This is a genomic window from Robertmurraya beringensis (genome assembly GCF_042433785.1).
GTDB classification, from domain to species: Bacteria; Bacillota; Bacilli; order Bacillales; family Cytobacillaceae; genus Robertmurraya_A; species Robertmurraya_A beringensis.
This window is the reverse complement of record NZ_JBHLUU010000032.1, coordinates 112451-128706: the sequence shown is the minus strand read 5'-3', so window position 1 is coordinate 128706 and position 16256 is coordinate 112451. Positions and strand designations below refer to the sequence as shown.

Genomic DNA, 16256 nt, shown 5'->3' with positions numbered 1-16256 from the left:
GGCATAATACGACCTACACTTTTGGAGGGGATTTCCAGAATTTCCGACGACAGGGACAAAATGACCGGTAAATGATAGTTGCTTGTCCTTTTTATCGAATGGTCCTTTTTTCTTGTTTGTGCCGATTTTGTAACATTTATTACGAAATAAATAAGAGCGGAAAGGTTTCTTTTATCCGATTTTTCAAAATATTTTCAATAAGCCTTGTCCCTATTGAGTTTTTCGTGCATAAATTATCAACCAAGCTAATAAACTGTTACAAACCTACAAAGAGAGTGTATGAGGTGAGGAGTCGTTTGCAAATGCGCGAGATTTAGTTCCATACATGTTTATTCCTTGTAAAGTTTAGAAAGTGTCACACTTTCTGCCGCACACAATGCTCAGAAGAAATTGTTTTTTGAAAATAATAATGGATGTTGTGCGGGTAACAGTACACCAAAAGCGGAAGCGAGTCTCATTTCACACTTCTCACATCCAATTTAGGGAGGGCGAGTGGTGTGCACGATTACATCAAAGAGAGAACTATCAAGATTGGAAAGTATATCGTGGAGACGAGAAAAACAGTTCGCGTAATCGCGAAGGAGTTTGGCGTGTCCAAAAGTACAGTCCATAAAGATCTAACTGAAAGACTACCCGAGATAAACCCAGAACTGGCAAACGAAGTGAAGGACATATTAGATTACCATAAATCCATCCGCCACCTGCGTGGGGGAGAAGCGACAAAAATGAAGTATAAGAAAGAAGAACTAGAAGGCGAGCCTGTAAAGTGATTTTTAAAACCTTCCATATCTATTATGGGAGGTTTTTGTTTGTGCAGATTACCTTTTGCGGAAGGACCTATAAAAACGGGTATTAGCCTTGTTTTACAAAGAAAAGGGTTGTGAATTTTCGTATTCAAAAGTTTTTTTGACATTTTGTCTGTCTTTTTGACAAATTATTATTGTAATTTACCTATTTGTGATAAAATACTCTATTAGAGACATTAGGTTCGTAATAGGTAAGTCTCTTTTCCTACACACCGAGTTTTTAATGAGAATTTAACCCATGATATATATGAGAAGAGCACGAATACGATTGTTACCTTTCAAGGAGGAAATGAAAAGGATGTTTGCGAGAGATATTGGAATCGATTTAGGAACAGCTAACGTACTGATCCATGTGAAAGGCCGCGGCATTGTGTTAAATGAACCATCTGTTGTGGCTATAGATAAGAATACGAATCGCGTGCTTGCGGTTGGTGAAGAAGCGAGAAAGATGGTTGGTCGTACACCGGGGAATATCGTTGCGATTCGCCCGCTGAAGGACGGAGTAATCGCTGACTTCGACGTAACAGAAGCGATGCTAAAGCACTTTATTAATAAGTTAAATGTAAAAGGCTTCTTATCTAAGCCACGCATTTTGATTTGCTGCCCAACCAATATTACAAGTGTTGAGCAAAAGGCAATTAAAGAAGCGGCTGAGAAGAGCGGCGGGAAAAAGGTTTATTTAGAAGAGGAGCCAAAGGTGGCAGCGATTGGCGCAGGGATGGACATTTTCATGCCAAGCGGAAATATGGTTGTTGATATCGGTGGCGGAACAACGGATGTGGCTGTTCTTTCTATGGGTGATATCGTTACTTCTTCTTCGATTAAGATGGCTGGAGATAAGTTCGATAACGAAATTCTTCATTATATTAAGCGTCAATACAAATTATTAATCGGTGAGCGTACGGCAGAGAATATCAAAATCAATATCGGAACAGTTTTCCCAGGTTCTCGTTCAGAGGAAATGGAAATTCGCGGTCGTGACATGGTGTCAGGACTTCCACGCACGATCACAGTTCGTTCAGAAGAAATCGAAGGAGCTCTTCGTGAATCTGTGGCAGTTATTGTACAAGCAGCAAAATCTGTTCTTGAGAGAACACCACCAGAATTATCTGCGGACATCATTGACCGTGGCGTAATTTTAACAGGTGGAGGCGCACTACTACACGGCATCGACATGCTACTTGCCGAAGAGCTGAAGGTCCCTGTATTAGTAGCAGAAAACCCAATGGACTGCGTAGCAATCGGAACAGGCATCATGCTCGATAACATCGACCGTCTCCCACGCAGAAGACTAGGCTAAAACCAACCAAAAGGCACTTCCGTCCGGAAGTGCCTTTCGTTTGCTGATATCGGGTGTCCGTATGAGGGTGTCTGTCACCCTTCGTGGACAAAACACACCATTTTTCCACCTCAGGCGGACAGTTCATTGAGTGTCCACTCCAGACGTACAAAACAGGCTAATCTGTCTTTCTGTGGTGACAGACACCGTCCGTGGACAATATGGGGTGATTTGTCTTTTTGTGGTGTCTGTCACCGGAGGGGTGTCACCGAGGGGGTTACCGGGAAATATTACCCGTACCAAATTTCCTGAAAAAACATAATGTGCTTTTCGACATTTTTTTTTATAATAGATACTAAGTGTGGTTTTATATATTTTTGAAATTTATTGATATTTATATAGATAGTTTAAAAATGAAGAGGTGACAGGATGTTTAGAGGGTTTTATACGGCTGCTTCAGGTATGATCTCCCAACAGAGAAGAACGGAGATGTTCTCTAATAATATGGCGAATGCGAATACGCCAGGATTTAAGGCGGATCAGGCGTCGATGCGTGCATTTCCTGAGATGCTGTTAAAACGGTATGATTCACAATCGATTCCGACTGAAAAAGGGTTAAACCTTACGACTGGAACAACGATTGGTGCGATTAATACAGGCGTGTATATGCAAGAAGCGATTCCAAAGTTCATTCAAGGTGATTTACAAGCGACAGAGCAACGTACGGATATTGCGCTTGTTGATTTGTATATGCCGCCAAATGGAGACAACGGACTAGCAGGATCGGTTTTTTATAGCGTACAAGGCGCAGATGGTACGACGAAATACACTCGTAATGGTGACTTTACATTAGATGGACAAGGGTTTTTAACCACGTCTAGCGGGAATTTCGTCCTAAATGATCAAGGACAGCGTATCCAGCTTTCTAGTGATCAGTTCACAGTAACTGAAGATGGTCGTATCACTGGGGCAAATGGAGAAACGGACCGACTAGGTGTAGGCTTTGCCGCAAATCCACAGCGTATGATTAAAGAGGGCGATGGGTTATATCGCACAGAGGATGGCAATCCACTTGCCAACGCCTTTAACGAAGCAGGCATTCAGTTTAAGCTGCAGCAAGGGTATTTAGAGCGCTCAAATGTTGACGTGAGCCGTACAATGACAGATATGTTAACGGCGTATCGTGCCTTTGAAGCCAACCAAAAGGTGCTTCAAGCGTATGATAAGAGCATGGACAAGGCAGCAAATGAAATCGGAAGAATTGGATAAGGAAGGAGGCACTCATTCATGAATCGTACGATGATTACAGCGACGAACACATTATCTCAGCTTCAAAAGCAAATGGATATTATCTCTAATAATATTTCAAACGTTGATACAAATGGCTATAAAAGAAGAGAAGCGACGTTCACTGATCTATTGGTGCAAGAGTTCAACAACCAAGAACGTGCGAATAAAGAAGTGAATCGACTCACTCCCAACGGTATCCGCCAAGGAACAGGGGCAAAGCTTGGACAAGCTCAACTAGTCATGACCCAAGGAGCACTTAAGCAAACGGATCGCTCACTGGATACGGCTTTTACAAAAGAAGGACAACTTTTTAAAGTGCTCGTTCAAACTAATGGAGTGAACGAAGTTCAGTATACGAGAAATGGTGCGCTTTATTTATCGCCTCTTTCCGATACAGAAGTGATGCTTGTCAATGGCGATGGGTTGCCAGTACTTGACGAAAATAATAATCCGATTACAATAAATGGTGAAGCCAAGGATTATAGCATCGATGCAAATGGCCAGTTAACGGTAACGAAAACGGCAGGTGCGACAGAAGTGTTTAACCTTGGAGTGGTTCGTGTGAATAAGCCACAATTCTTAGAGCAACGCGGTGGGAACTTACTTGGTCTTCCGGCAAATGTAGCTCAAGATGAGGTCTTAACCGAGTTAACGGGAGGACTAAGAGGAGAAATTAGTCTTCAACAGGGAGCTCTTGAACAATCGAATGTGGATCTTTCAAAAGAAATGACGGAACTAATCAATGTTCAGCGTGCATATCAATTTCAATCTCGCTCCGTGACACTTGCGGACCAGATGATGGGACTTGTGAACGGAATTCGTTAAAAGGGGAATCAACCATGGCTGTAAACAATAGTAACCAGGAAGCTGTTTCCTTACGCGAGCAGCGAAAAAAGGAACGCAGAGAAGAAAAGGAGAAAGCGCTAAAGGAAGGCCGAAAGCGAATTCGCATTCGTCTGATTCCGATCTGGCTTCGGGTTATCATCGTTGCCATTCTACTTGTTGTTAGTACCGTATCAGGTGCCATGATCGGATACAGCGTCATGGGTAATGGCAAAGCCAAGGATGTGTTTGACAAATCAACGTGGACGCATATCGTTGAATTGGTGAATAGTGATAAATAAGCAGAAAGCAGTCAAGGAGTCTGACTGCTTTTTTTGTTTGCTTTTCCTAGTGGATTTCCGCTACAATAGTATCTATAAAACCTAGTATTAGTAGGAGGTACTAATTCTCATGTTGAATATAGAACAAATTAAAGAAATCATTCCGCATCGTTACCCATTCTTGCTTGTAGATCGCATTTTAGAGCTTGAAGAAGGAAAGCGTGCAATCGGTATTAAAAATGTGACAGCAAACGAAGAGTTTTTCAACGGACATTTTCCTGAGTTTCCTGTTATGCCAGGGGTTCTGATTGTAGAAGCTCTTGCGCAAGTTGGAGCGGTTGCGATGCTCGTTAAAGAAGAAAATAAAGGCCGTCTGGCATTTTTTGCAGGAATTGATAACTGTCGCTTTAAGCGCCAAGTGGTTCCTGGTGATCAGCTTCGATTAGAGGTAGAAATGACAAGAGTACGCGGCACGTTCGGAAAAGGCAAGGCAGTTGCTACGGTTGAAGGCGAACTTGTTTGTGAAGTGGAAATTATGTTTGGTCTTGGAGACAAAAAGGAATAGATTAAAATAGGCCAAATCATAGGATTTGGTCTATTTTTTTGGAGGATATATGAAAAAGATCTTGATTGTTCTACTCGTACTTATAGCGGTGAGTTATTCGTTATTTCAAGTATCGAAATCTCGAAGCTTTCAATTTTTTGGAGGCATTGTAGAAAAAGTAGAGACGGAAGAAAAAGTCGTCGCATTAACGTTCGATGATGGGCCTGGGATTCAAACAGATGAGATCCTGTCGATTTTAAAAAAAGAGGGGATTAAAGCAACCTTCTATCTCACAGGAAGAGAAATCGAAGAAAATATAGAAGAGGCAAAAAAGATTGTACAGGCCGGTCATGAAATAGGCAACCATACCTATTCTCACGAGCGGATGGTGTTAAAATCACCAAGCTTTATTAAAAATGAAATCGAATCGACGGATGAGTGGATTCGGGCGGCTGGGTACGAAGGAGAGATTACGTTTCGACCTCCTTTTGGAAAAAAACTATTGTTTCTTCCCTACTACTTGAATAAGCATGATCGACCAACCATTATGTGGAATAGGGAACCAGAGACAGATCCGGAGATTGCTGCCGATTCTGAGAAAATAACGGATGATATTGTGACACATATTGAGCCTGGTTCGATTATTTTACTGCATGTTATGTACGAAAGTCGAAAAGAGAGCTTGAATTCGGTGGGGCCAACTATTGAAGCTTTGAAAAAGAAAGGCTACACCTTTGTGACGGTTTCGGAGCTTTTACAGTATGATTGAAAAATGAAATGGACGGTATTCCTAGTTTATGGTAGTTAAGGTGAGGAAGTAAATGAAACGTCAACAAGCACTGCTCGTTGACGTTTTTTTTATGAGGTAGAAGTTAATTTGGGTTTGGTCATCATTTTTTCACGGAATTCGCTTAATAGCTCTTCCCCGCTTAATCCTTTTTCAATAAGGTCACTTAGCAGTAGCTCTGCGTAATTTTTCGATCTTTTTAAAAAGCCTTCAAATAAAACAGAAAGACGACCATCAATTTTTTTCACGGATAGAACTCTTGTTGTAAAACTGGCAGGATCATTTTCCTTTTTAGATATGACAACTTGAGCTGGTGTTTCTTTTTCCGATTCAAGAAGCTTTGTAAAAAAATCATGGTAGTTAGCACCGACATACGCTTCAATCAGCCATCTGTTTCTTTCGTCCTCTTTGTTGATAATTAGTCCGTCATGGAGAGTAATATCTAGTGCTTCACTGTCGTCAATGATTTGTAAAGAAATCAATTTGAACGTTTTCATTTTGATACCTCCCGAACAAGCTTTCCTAAATTATAACATATGCAGAGATGAAAGCGAATTCTGCTCCCTTTTGAAAAAATCCATAAAAAATAGTCAGGGAAATGCTCCTCGAATAGGATATTAGCATGAGCTTAGGGGTGAGGTGATTTCTTTGTATTTAGAGGGAGAAGAGTTAAATGTGGTCGGAGCCAATTTATTGGCAATAGGTGCTTTCATTTCTGCCGTTGGGGAAACGGGGGCTCATCCAGTGGAAGAAATCAATAAGAAGCTCATACGTGATGGCAATGCGGTACAAGCGGTTGGGAATACCTTACAAGGAGTTGGTCGGTTAAAGCTGATGGATGATGCGGAGGAAGAGAAGAATGTTCTTGGGATGGTCGGGACCTTTGTACAGGCAAGTGGAAATACCATTAATAGTTTGGCGACCAATGTTGAAATTGAAAGTCCTTCTGAAGAGAATACCAGATTCAACTCCTTAGGAAGCACGATTCAATCGATGGGGGCGGCGCTAGAAGCAACTGGTGTTGCCCAAGTGGGAGAAGGAACGTCACCTAACCTAGAGTTGGCTGGATTGAGTCTGATTACGTTAGGTACGATCCTCGATTCAATCGGTGTACTAACTTCGGAGGAAAAGGAGAAACAAAAACGAATCCTTCTTTTTACAGGAGGGTGGGTGGAATTTGTGGGTACAGTCCTTATTGCCTATGCAATAAACAAATAGCTTTGTCGAAAAAAACTTTTGAAAAGGTGAAAATCGTAATTTGGAGGGGTGATTAGAGGGTGAATTTGCATTTTTATCTAAGGAAATGATGAAAAGTTCATGGGAAATAAATAGGAAAATTGAACCATGACTATTTTACATAGGCGTCCTTTTCCGATTATGATAAGAGCATCAATTGGAGAGGAGATGACAGATGATTAATCAAGTGACGTTGGTAGGGAGGTTGACAAAGGATCCAGATTTGAGAGTGACACCAGAAGGAGTATATGTCTGCAATATCATCCTCGCAGTAAACCGACAATATCGAAACCAAAAAGGAGAGGTGGACACAGACTTTGTTCATTGTACCTTATGGCGAAAAACCGCCGAAAACACGACGGCCTTTTGTAAAAAGGGCTCCCTCATTGGCATTACCGGCAGAATCCAAACACGCAGCTATGATCAACAGGGGAAAAGAACGTATGTAACCGAAGTGGTCGCTGAAAATGTCCGATTTATCGGTCCGAAAAGAGAGGACGAACGGGTCGCGAAAATCCCATTTCCAACTCCTCCCCCAGAAAGAGAGGTTGTTACTCCTTGAAACAGATGAACGAACATGTAGTGGAACAACTAATCGAACTTGTGGGGAAATCCCATGAACATATTTCCCTGTTACAAATGAGAATCGCGCAATTAGAATGTGCGATACGAGAAATGCATGTAAGATACTAAAATAACCCTCATATTTTCTCCCTTAGATAGAATCAATAACTTCCTCACTCCCCCTCACTATTCGAGCAGCTATATTGGCTGCTTGATTTTTTTTGCGTGGGTGGAAAATTCAATGTCGATTGGAATGCAGAATCGAGCCTTTATTTCGATAGAAATAACAGCGAAGAGAATGCAGTCCAATCGACTCTCTACTAAAAGTTTTTTTATAGTAAAATGAAGATAATCTTATTAATAAGGTGGCGAATCAACTGACTATGTACGTTACGAAGGTAATTTTTCAGATTGGTATTTTGATTGGTTTATTTTATATAGGCAGTTTTCTTAAAGGCTTTCTTCATATCCCTCTTCCTGGGAGTATTATTGGATTGCTATTATTATTGATTTTATTATTTTTAAAAATAATTCCCGTCGATTGGATTCAGGACGGTGCGAATGTTCTCATCACTTTTCTTCCACTGTTATTAGTACCAGCAACGGTCAGCGTAATGAATGAACCGTCGCTTTTTTCAGGAAATGGGTTGGTGTTATTCGGGATTATCATGATAAGTACGATCGTGACGATGGTTTCGGTGGGGTGGTGTAGTCAGCACTTGGAAAGAATGGCACAAAAAAGGAAGGAGAAAATTCAGTGCAACAATTCCTTGTCTCAATAATTATTGTGGTATTAACGGTAGCTATGTACCTTTTGATGAACAGGTTGTACTTGAAGTATTCCTTCGCGTTTCTTCTCCCCTTACTGACAACCACCATCGCGATTATAGTGATATTAAGTGTGCTTCAACTATCCTATGAAACGTATATGATTGGTGGAGAATGGATCAACCACTTGCTTGGACCCGCGGTTGTTGCTCTTGCCCTTCCGTTGTATAAGCAGAGAAAAACGTTAATGGGTAAGCTTGTTCCGATTGTGGGAGGGGTGGTTATGGGGTTAGTAGTTGGAATGGTTAGCGGATTGTTGCTGGCGGAGGTTTTAGGAGTTTCACAAAATTTCATTCTTTCTATTATTCCTAAATCAATTACCACACCCGTTGCCATCCAGGTGACCACAGCAATCGGAGGAATCCCTTCTATGACGATCGTATTCGTGTTGCTTGCAGGTCTGACAGGAGCGGTGTTGGGACCTACCATCTTTAAATGGTTCCGCATTACAAGCCAATTAGGAAGGGGAATGGCTTTTGGAAGTGCCTCTCATGCGATTGGAACCTCGAAGGCTAAGGAATTTGATGAATTAACGGTTTCGATAAGCTCGGTTGCTATGACGTTAAGTGCGATTTTAGGTTCTAGTTTTGCGACTTTGGTGGTTTGGTTGTTTAATATATAAAAGAATTGTCGAACACTTTTTCTAGAATTGGAATAATTTTCTGTTATTCTTTTTTCATAAAGGGAGGTTGTCTTTATGAGGGCAGAAAGGCGTAAGAAAAAGCGGAGATGGGTCAGGGTAACAGGAATCATCCTGCTGCTGCTTTTTCTTGGAGCAGGTGCATATGCATATTCCGTGTATCACTCGCTGAGTAAAGCGATGGAGACGATGCATGATCCAACGAGTCGGAAGGTGTCCGACAAGAGGGCACAGGAGGTTTCGCTCGAGGCGCAGGAGCCGTTCTCTGTGTTGATGCTTGGTGTGGATGAGAGAGAAGGAGACAAAGGCCGATCAGATACGATGATAGTATTGACGGTGAATCCGGAATTAGAGACAGTGAAGATGTTAAGTATTCCTCGTGATACGAGGGTGGAGATCGTTGGTCGTGGTACCGAGGATAAGATTAATCATGCGTATGCCTTCGGGAATGAAGAAATGGCGATGGCAACTGTAGAGAACTTCCTCGATATTCCGATTGACTATTATATAAAGGTGAATATGGAAGGCTTTCAAGATATTGTGGATGCAGTAGGTGGAATTACAGTAAATAACTCGTTCGAGTTTTCTAACGGTGGCATTACTTTTAAAGAAGGTCAAATCGGCTTAACGGGTGAAGAAGCTCTTTCGTATGTGCAAATGAGATACGATGACCCACAAGGAGACTTCGGAAGACAGCAACGCCAGCGCCAAATTATTCGAGGGGTTATTCGTGAAGGAGCAAGCTTGAACTCATTAACCAATTTCGGTGATATCTTCTCCGCACTCGGAGAAAATGTACGAACAAACCTAACTTGGGACCAAATGGTCGATATCCAGAAGAATTATCGGAAATCTGGGAGGATGATTGACCAACTCGCGATTCAAGGTGAAGGTGGTTATATAGGGAGAGTGTGGTACCTTTTTGTTTCTGATGAGGAAAGGGAAAGAGTACGGCAGGAGTTGAAAGGGCATTTAGCGATATAAGGAAAAGCCCCAGCCACTGGCTGGGTCTTTCTGCGTCCCGCTTGCGGTGACAGACACCCTTCGTGGACACTTTTGCCGGTTTTGTTCACCTGAGGCGGACAATAGACAAAATGTAAAGTGTCCACTCCAGGCGGACAAAAAGGCCTGATCTGTCTTTTTGTGGTGACAGACACCGTTTTTACTAGGAGAGCAGGATTAGGTCGCGGAGCTCGTCGGTGGAGAGCTCGGTGATCCAGTTATCGCTTTGGATGATGGCATCGTTTAGCGTTTGTTTTTTCTCTAGCATGGCGTCAATTTTTTCTTCGAGTGTTCCGGTGCTGATGAATTTGTGAACGTGGACGAATCGTTTTTGGCCGATTCGGTACGCACGGTCGGTTGCTTGGTTTTCAACGGCTGGATTCCACCAGCGGTCGTAGTGGATGACGTGATTCGCCGCTGTTAGATTTAACCCGGTTCCACCAGCTTTCAAGCTGAGTAGGAACACAGGGAACTCGCGGTTTTGGAATCGTGTGATCATCTCGTCACGCTTTGCTTTTGGCACACTTCCGTTTAAGAAAGGAACTTCAATGCCATACTTCTTATTTAACACGCGTCGGATAATTTCACCCATTTCGATATACTGGGTGAAAATCAAGCCACTTTCCTCACGCTCAAGTACGGCTTCAATGAGCTCGGTTAATTTTTCAAGCTTAACTGATCGTTCTAGAAGCTGTAATGGATTTTCTTCCTTCAAGTAAAGGGCAGGGTGGTTGCACAGCTGCTTTAAGCGGCTCAACAATTGTAAAATAAGTCCCTTTCGCTCGAGGCCAGTTAACGTTTCGATCTGAGCAAACGTATCTTGAACGAGTTGCTCGTACAGGGATGCTTGCTCGGCCGTAAGCGGACAGTATTCCTTTTGTTCCTGCTTATCCGGCAGGTTGAGAGCAACTTCTTCGTCTTTTTTCGTCCGTCTGAGTAAAAATGGGCGAATCAATGCTTGAAGCTCACTGATTTTTTCCTTCTCATTGTCTTTTTCGATCGGCAAGACGAACTTTTTCTGGAAATTCCCTAAGCTTCCTAAGTAACCGTGATTGGTAAAATCAAAAATACTCCAAAGCTCGGTCAGGCGGTTTTCCATCGGTGTTCCCGTTAGTGCGATGTGATGCTTGCCGTTCAGCTTTCGGACCGCACGGGATTGCTTCGTTCCGGCATTTTTAATGTTTTGCGCTTCGTCGATCGCGACCGAGCTCCACGTAATGGCCTCAAACTCGGCTGCATCAATATGGGTCAGTCCATAGGATGTTAACACCACGTCCGACTCCAGCACTTTCTCGTTGAACTTTTCCTCTTTCAAACGATTCGAACCGTAATGCAGGTAAACCTTCATATTTGGAGCAAAGCGTTCGATCTCCTTTTGCCAGTTTCCGAGTACGGAGGTTGGGCAAACAATCAAAGCGGGTGCCGGATTTTTGTCCTCTTTTTTCACCTGTAAAAGGTAACTGATCAACTGAATCGTTTTTCCAAGTCCCATATCATCCGCTAAAATCGCACCAAATCCATACTTTCGTAAGAACAATAGCCAGCTCATGCCTTGTTTTTGGTATGGTCTTAGCTCACCGAGGAAGCTTTTTGGCACTTCAACCTCAGGAATCGACCGAACGTCCTGAAGCTGCTTGATCATTTGCTTCCACTGACGATTCAGCTCGATTTGTATTTTGGCAAACGCACGTGGATCATCTAGCGATTGGGATGGATCTTCGTCATCTCCATCTAAAAGCTCTTGCTGAATGAGGTCCCTTACGTGCAAGCCTTCTTTTTCCGCTTTTTTCATCAGATCTTGAATCGTGCGAATAAATCCTGGATCGAGCTTGATCCAGCGACCGCGAATAAACACGAGGCGTCTTTTTTCCTCTACAAGCTGATGGAACTCATCTTCACTTAGCTCCACTCCGCTCATCGAGAAACGCCAGTTGTAATCGAGCATTGCCTGGAGTCCCACAAAGGACTGGCCGCGTGAGCCCGTGCCCTTGAGCTTTGCTTTAACCTTCAAGTTCGCATTCTTCATTGCTTGCCACCAAGAAGGGAGGAGGATTTCAACTCCTAGTGCCAGCAACGTTTCACTCGCATCAGACAAGAACATCCAAGCATCGTTTTCCGTTAACTGGCTAGTGACTCCACGTCTTCCTTCCAGCCATGGAAAAAGTTCCACCCAGCGCTGTTGCTCACGTTCAATATACGAATCGTACGCCTGCCAGTTTCTTGGCATATTGCTGTCATCTTTGGCATCGACAATGAGATCGGGTTGATTTTTTCCTCGTAAAAAGACTTGCAGCTCCCATATTCCATCAAGATCCGCTGGTTCTTCTAATCGCAAACCCAATGAAAACGGTACTTGGGATTCCTTCAGTCCAATCCATTCACTCCAGGTTTCTTCATCAAAATACGTAGCCAATGCGCGTGGAGACAGGGCTTGATTTTTCAAGGCATCAAGCTTTACTCCGACTTTTTCATGCCATTCCTGATTTCTGTCGAAGAAGGCGCTCAGGGAGGAATCGAACCATTTTTCTATAAAAAGTTGAACGGTTTCTTCCTCAGAAATTTGTTGCTCGAAAAAAGAAGGATCAAATTCCTGCTTTACCCGCTCAGGAAGAGCCCAGCGGAATTCGTCTTGTTCCCACGCTGAAAAGTCAGGAAGCCAATCTTTTTCCGAAATCGCTTCGTGTAGCGAATGGGCAGAGGCTAGGCAGATTTGCGCCGTTTCATCCCAGTCCCACTCGATCAGCTGGTTGAATTGCTCTTGTGCTAAAAGGGAGACTAGCTGCCAAGCATCGATGGACACGCCGCGATGTTGGTCAATCGTTTCTTCATCGACAAAGGTTCCGTAATACGATTCCTTATGGCGGTTAAAAAGAAGCGATTTCCATCGGGACGGTTGGACGTCGTCGTTATGGTCATTGGTTGCCCAAATAAAGTAGCGATTGTTCTCTGTATGACGAATGTGTATGTGTACGAGTCTCGTTTTAAGCATGAATCAGCTTACCCCTTTGACATTCCTCGTGAAACGCTCGAAGCCGTTTCGTGCGCTCAAGTAATAGGTCGAAAAATTGCTCAAACTCGTCTTGGCGCTTGAGTTTTTTGTATAGTGTTCGAAGCTTTTTTAGCTCACGAACAGCTTGGCGATAGTTGCCACGATTTTTTAAATCAATATTTTTCTGAATTGATTGATGGTAGAGCGGCAAAAGGACGGCTGGGTCCTCTTTTTGAAGCTCTTTGATTTTGTCGGTCGAGATGGAGGTCATGTCATAGCCGATATAGGCTTGCAGGTCGCTCCATTTTTCGTATTGCTTTTCTATATATAAGTATTGCTCGTATTCACGGTAGCTGTAGGGAAGAAGCTGCATGAGAATTTTTTCATACAGATCAATCCGATTGGTTTCTGAGCAATAGGATTGCAGCACCCTTGTTGCATAGCGTGTGAAGTCAAAGCATGCGTAGCTGTTCGGTAAGCTGAGTAAATATGGCCGTAAGTATCCAATAAATGCCTCAACGAATGGTCCCATGCGTTTCCAGTCACGCTGTGATTTAAAGTCCTCCAACCAGATGAGAAGAAAAGGACTAATGTCTGCTTCGTGTTGAGTGATGATAGCTAGAGCTTTTTCGTCTCGTTTTAACAATAGGTTGAGGTGAATGAAGCCAATGGATAGGGCGTAGGAGCCATTGATTTTTCCAAGGTTCGCTAGTTTTTCTAGCTCTTCTTCACGCCAATGCTTCTTTTTAAAAAGAGAACTCCAAAGCAGCTGATAAAGTTGAATTCGTTCGAATTCTAGGGCGACCTCGTCGATGAGAAGGTCGGTTACGTCATCTTTGAGTCGGGCGATGAACTCATCAAAGGCGAAAGGAAGGGCGTGTACGCTTAGGCGGTTAATGAGCACCTCGGTTTCGTCAATGAGTGAGAAAAATAGCTGCTGGTAGTTGCGTTCAATGTCATACGAGCTATGACCGGATTGTTGGCTTAAGTTAAGTAACTGGCGGAACGAAAAGATGTTTCCGATCAGTAGGTAGAGCTGCTTCCATTCTTGTTCAACAGGTGCACTTGCACGGAGGCGTCGTGTATAGGCCTGGTACAGTTCTGGGATGAGGTAGGGCTTGGGTGTCCCTTGGCCATTCATGATGGATTGAAAGCTATTTTGAAAGGTTTGCACCCAATGATCGTAATCGGGTTTGATGGAGCCTGATCCTTTCATTAAATCCTTGGCCTTCATGAGTCCGAGCTGTTGCGCCGTTTTTTTCTCATGAAGAGGAGTGCGCCATTCCTCGACCCAGTCAGCCACGCTGCCAACTTGAGAAAATGCGTAAAGAAAGGTAGCGACGATATGACGGCAAATTCCGTCGGCTGGGCAGGAGCAGGAGCTTGTTTGGAAGAAGTTGAGTTCCACCTGAACAAACACCGGTGAAACATCCTGAACCGTTGATGTAACCGAGCCATCCTCGTAGCGGACCTTTGTAACAAGCCCTTGTCTATATATCAGAAGTCCTTTCTGCACCAGCTTCGCATCCGGCTCATAACCCGGACTAAGGAGCTTCGAAACATCTGCGGCAGTCGCTTCAATTAATTCTTTGTATACCTCAGGGATATGTGACATCCGTCCAACCCTCCCGTTATCAAAAATAGTCTATCCTCCATTATACCACCGAATGCGGTGACAGACACCCCTCGCGGACAGAATGTGGGAAAGTGTCTTTTTGCGGTGTCTGACACCGTTCGTGGACAGAATGTAGAGAAGTGTCTTTTTAGGGTGTCTGTCACCGCTCGTGGACAGAACTGCCCTTTTTGTCCGTGTCGGGTGGACAGTCAGGGGGCAATACAAAAAAACTGACCCAACTTAGTTGAGTCAGTCAGTGAATCCCATGTTTTACTACTTATTTCTTAAGCTTCTGCCAAGTTGCGTCGAAGGCTTTCATTGTGTCTTCTTTAGATGCTTGGCCGCCAACGTATGCTTGAAGAGCTGCACCGAATTCTTGACCAGCACCGTCTGGGTACTTCATGAACTGCCAAGAGTAGGTTTTGCCTTCTTGAGAGTACTTCAGAAGGTCAGCTCCTAGAGGTCCGATGTCATCGGCAGATGCTTCAACAGACTTGAATGCTGGGATGTACTTGAATTCTTTTGTCATAGCTGTTTTACCAGCGTCAGAAGTAACCATCCAGTTTAAGAAGTCCTTCGCTGCTTCTTTTTCTTCATCTGTAGCACCATTGTGGATGACCCAGTTACTTGGTACGTCAACCATTAGCTTATCTGCTTGTGCTGCATCATCTGTAATTGGCATTGGAATAAATCCAACTTCAATTTCAGGGTTGATCTTGTCTAACATTGGTTGAATCCAGTTCCCTTGTTGCGTCATTGCTGCTTCGCCTGTAGCGAAAAGTGTTACTTGTGTGTTGTAGTCAGTTGTTAATGGATTTTTGTTACCGTACTTGATCGTTAGGTCGATTAGATCAAAGTACTTGCTTACGAATTCGTTGCCTTCAATTTTACCAGAACCGTCGTTTAAGCCAGTGAAGAAAGCATCTGTGTCTTCTTGGTAAGCAAATGGAACGTTTAAGCCGTGGTTTGCTAATACCCACCACTCGCCGTATCCGATCGAGAATGGAGTGATTCCAGCGTCTTGAAGCTTCTTAGCAGCTGCTTCTAATTCAGAGAACGTCGTAGGAAGCTCCGTGATACCTGCTTTTTCAAATAATTCTTTGTTATAAGCAAAGCCGTAACCTTCCATATTTAAAGGCATACCGTAAATTTTCCCATCAGATGTCATACCATCTAGAGTACCTTCGAATGCGTCAGCTACCCAAGGTTGGTCAGATAAATCTTCTAACTTATCCTGCCAAACCAGTAATTGTGCATCTCCATCATTTGTGAAAATATCAGGTGCTTTATTTGAAGCAAATTTTGCTTTTAGTGCAGCAGCACCGTCCGCACCACCACCAACTGTTTCAATATTAAAAGTCACATCAGGGTGTTCTTTAGTATACTCATCTGTTAACGCTTTCAATTGATCAGCAATTTCAACCTTTCCTTGGAAAATATCAATTACTACTTTATCGTCCTTGCTTGCACCTTCTTTGTCGCCAGAAGTGCTATCACTTGAACAAGCTCCTAAAAGAAGTGAGGCAGACAATACACCTGCTAAAACAGAATACTTTTTCAACTTTAAAGCCAT

General features: G+C 43.2%; 17 protein-coding genes. 13 read left to right on the top strand and 4 right to left on the bottom strand.

Annotation, left to right across the window (positions count from 1 at the left end):
- Window positions 1–497 precede the first annotated feature (497 nt).
- The 7 genes from spoIIID to ACFFHF_RS11160 all read left to right on the top strand — a co-directional run bounded on the left by spoIIID (window position 498) and on the right by ACFFHF_RS11160 (window position 5791).
- Window positions 498–770: a sporulation transcriptional regulator SpoIIID gene (gene spoIIID / locus ACFFHF_RS11190; RefSeq protein ID WP_340905883.1), complete on the top strand. Its 273-nt coding sequence runs from the start codon at window positions 498–500 to the stop codon at window positions 768–770.
- 334 nt (window positions 771–1104) lie between these two features.
- Window positions 1105–2106 carry a rod shape-determining protein gene (locus ACFFHF_RS11185; RefSeq protein ID WP_160545970.1) on the top strand — a complete coding sequence of 334 codons (1002 nt, stop codon included), beginning with the start codon at window positions 1105–1107 and terminating at the stop codon, window positions 2104–2106.
- A 408-nt stretch (window positions 2107–2514) separates the two neighbouring features.
- The gene (locus ACFFHF_RS11180; RefSeq protein ID WP_377058164.1) at window positions 2515–3354 is read left to right on the top strand and encodes a flagellar hook-basal body protein; all 840 of its coding nucleotides are present in this window, start codon (window positions 2515–2517) and stop codon (window positions 3352–3354) included.
- A gap of 18 nt (window positions 3355–3372) precedes the next feature.
- Window positions 3373–4200 (top strand): flagellar hook-basal body protein, encoded by an 828-nt coding sequence (locus tag ACFFHF_RS11175; RefSeq protein WP_340905879.1) that lies wholly within the window; start codon window positions 3373–3375, stop codon window positions 4198–4200.
- Between the two features lie 14 nt (window positions 4201–4214).
- A complete protein-coding gene (locus ACFFHF_RS11170) occupies window positions 4215–4499 on the top strand; it encodes a DNA-directed RNA polymerase subunit beta (RefSeq protein ID WP_377058163.1) in 285 nt (94 codons plus the stop codon).
- Between the two features lie 109 nt (window positions 4500–4608).
- A complete protein-coding gene (gene fabZ, locus ACFFHF_RS11165; protein ID WP_119710220.1) occupies window positions 4609–5043 on the top strand; it encodes a 3-hydroxyacyl-ACP dehydratase FabZ in 435 nt (144 codons plus the stop codon).
- Between the two features lie 49 nt (window positions 5044–5092).
- Window positions 5093–5791, top strand: a complete 699-nt coding sequence (locus ACFFHF_RS11160; protein ID WP_377058162.1) for a polysaccharide deacetylase family protein — start codon at window positions 5093–5095, stop codon at window positions 5789–5791.
- An 89-nt stretch (window positions 5792–5880) separates the two neighbouring features.
- On the opposite strand, the gene ACFFHF_RS11155 is transcribed toward ACFFHF_RS11160, so the two are convergent.
- Window positions 5881–6306: a YwpF-like family protein gene (locus tag ACFFHF_RS11155; RefSeq protein WP_377058161.1), complete on the bottom strand. Its 426-nt coding sequence runs from the start codon at window positions 6304–6306 to the stop codon at window positions 5881–5883.
- Window positions 6307–6448: 142 nt separating this feature from the next.
- Here ACFFHF_RS11155 and ACFFHF_RS11150 point away from each other — a divergent pair, with 142 nt between their 5' ends.
- The 6 genes from ACFFHF_RS11150 (at window position 6449) to ACFFHF_RS11125 (ending at window position 10061) form a co-directional block, all read left to right on the top strand.
- Window positions 6449–7027, top strand: coding sequence for a DUF6944 family repetitive protein (locus ACFFHF_RS11150; RefSeq protein WP_377058160.1), 579 nt, complete (start codon window positions 6449–6451; stop codon window positions 7025–7027).
- Window positions 7028–7220: 193 nt separating this feature from the next.
- Window positions 7221–7607 (top strand): single-stranded DNA-binding protein, encoded by a 387-nt coding sequence (gene ssb, locus ACFFHF_RS11145; protein WP_377058159.1) that lies wholly within the window; start codon window positions 7221–7223, stop codon window positions 7605–7607.
- Window positions 7604–7738, top strand: a complete 135-nt coding sequence (locus tag ACFFHF_RS11140) for a hypothetical protein (protein WP_340905868.1) — start codon at window positions 7604–7606, stop codon at window positions 7736–7738. Before ssb ends, ACFFHF_RS11140 begins: the two co-directional genes overlap by 4 nt.
- Before the next feature lie 254 nt (window positions 7739–7992).
- Window positions 7993–8391 (top strand): CidA/LrgA family protein, encoded by a 399-nt coding sequence (locus ACFFHF_RS11135; RefSeq protein WP_160545827.1) that lies wholly within the window; start codon window positions 7993–7995, stop codon window positions 8389–8391.
- Window positions 8367–9059, top strand: a complete 693-nt coding sequence (locus tag ACFFHF_RS11130; protein WP_377058158.1) for an LrgB family protein — start codon at window positions 8367–8369, stop codon at window positions 9057–9059. The genes ACFFHF_RS11135 and ACFFHF_RS11130 overlap by 25 nt, the downstream gene beginning before the upstream one ends.
- A 75-nt stretch (window positions 9060–9134) precedes the next feature.
- Window positions 9135–10061 carry an LCP family glycopolymer transferase gene (locus ACFFHF_RS11125; RefSeq protein ID WP_160545826.1) on the top strand — a complete coding sequence of 309 codons (927 nt, stop codon included), beginning with the start codon at window positions 9135–9137 and terminating at the stop codon, window positions 10059–10061.
- 181 nt (window positions 10062–10242) lie between these two features.
- Here the strand turns inward: ACFFHF_RS11125 and ACFFHF_RS11120 are convergent, their stop codons facing one another.
- The 3 genes from ACFFHF_RS11120 to ACFFHF_RS11110 form a co-directional block, all read right to left on the bottom strand.
- Window positions 10243–13068, bottom strand: a complete 2826-nt coding sequence (locus ACFFHF_RS11120; protein WP_160545822.1) for a DEAD/DEAH box helicase — start codon at window positions 13066–13068, stop codon at window positions 10243–10245.
- Window positions 13061–14683 carry an SWIM zinc finger family protein gene (locus tag ACFFHF_RS11115; RefSeq protein ID WP_377058157.1) on the bottom strand — a complete coding sequence of 541 codons (1623 nt, stop codon included), beginning with the start codon at window positions 14681–14683 and terminating at the stop codon, window positions 13061–13063. The genes ACFFHF_RS11120 and ACFFHF_RS11115 overlap by 8 nt, the downstream gene beginning before the upstream one ends.
- A gap of 277 nt (window positions 14684–14960) precedes the next feature.
- Window positions 14961–16256 (bottom strand): ABC transporter substrate-binding protein, encoded by a 1296-nt coding sequence (locus tag ACFFHF_RS11110; protein ID WP_377058156.1) that lies wholly within the window; start codon window positions 16254–16256, stop codon window positions 14961–14963.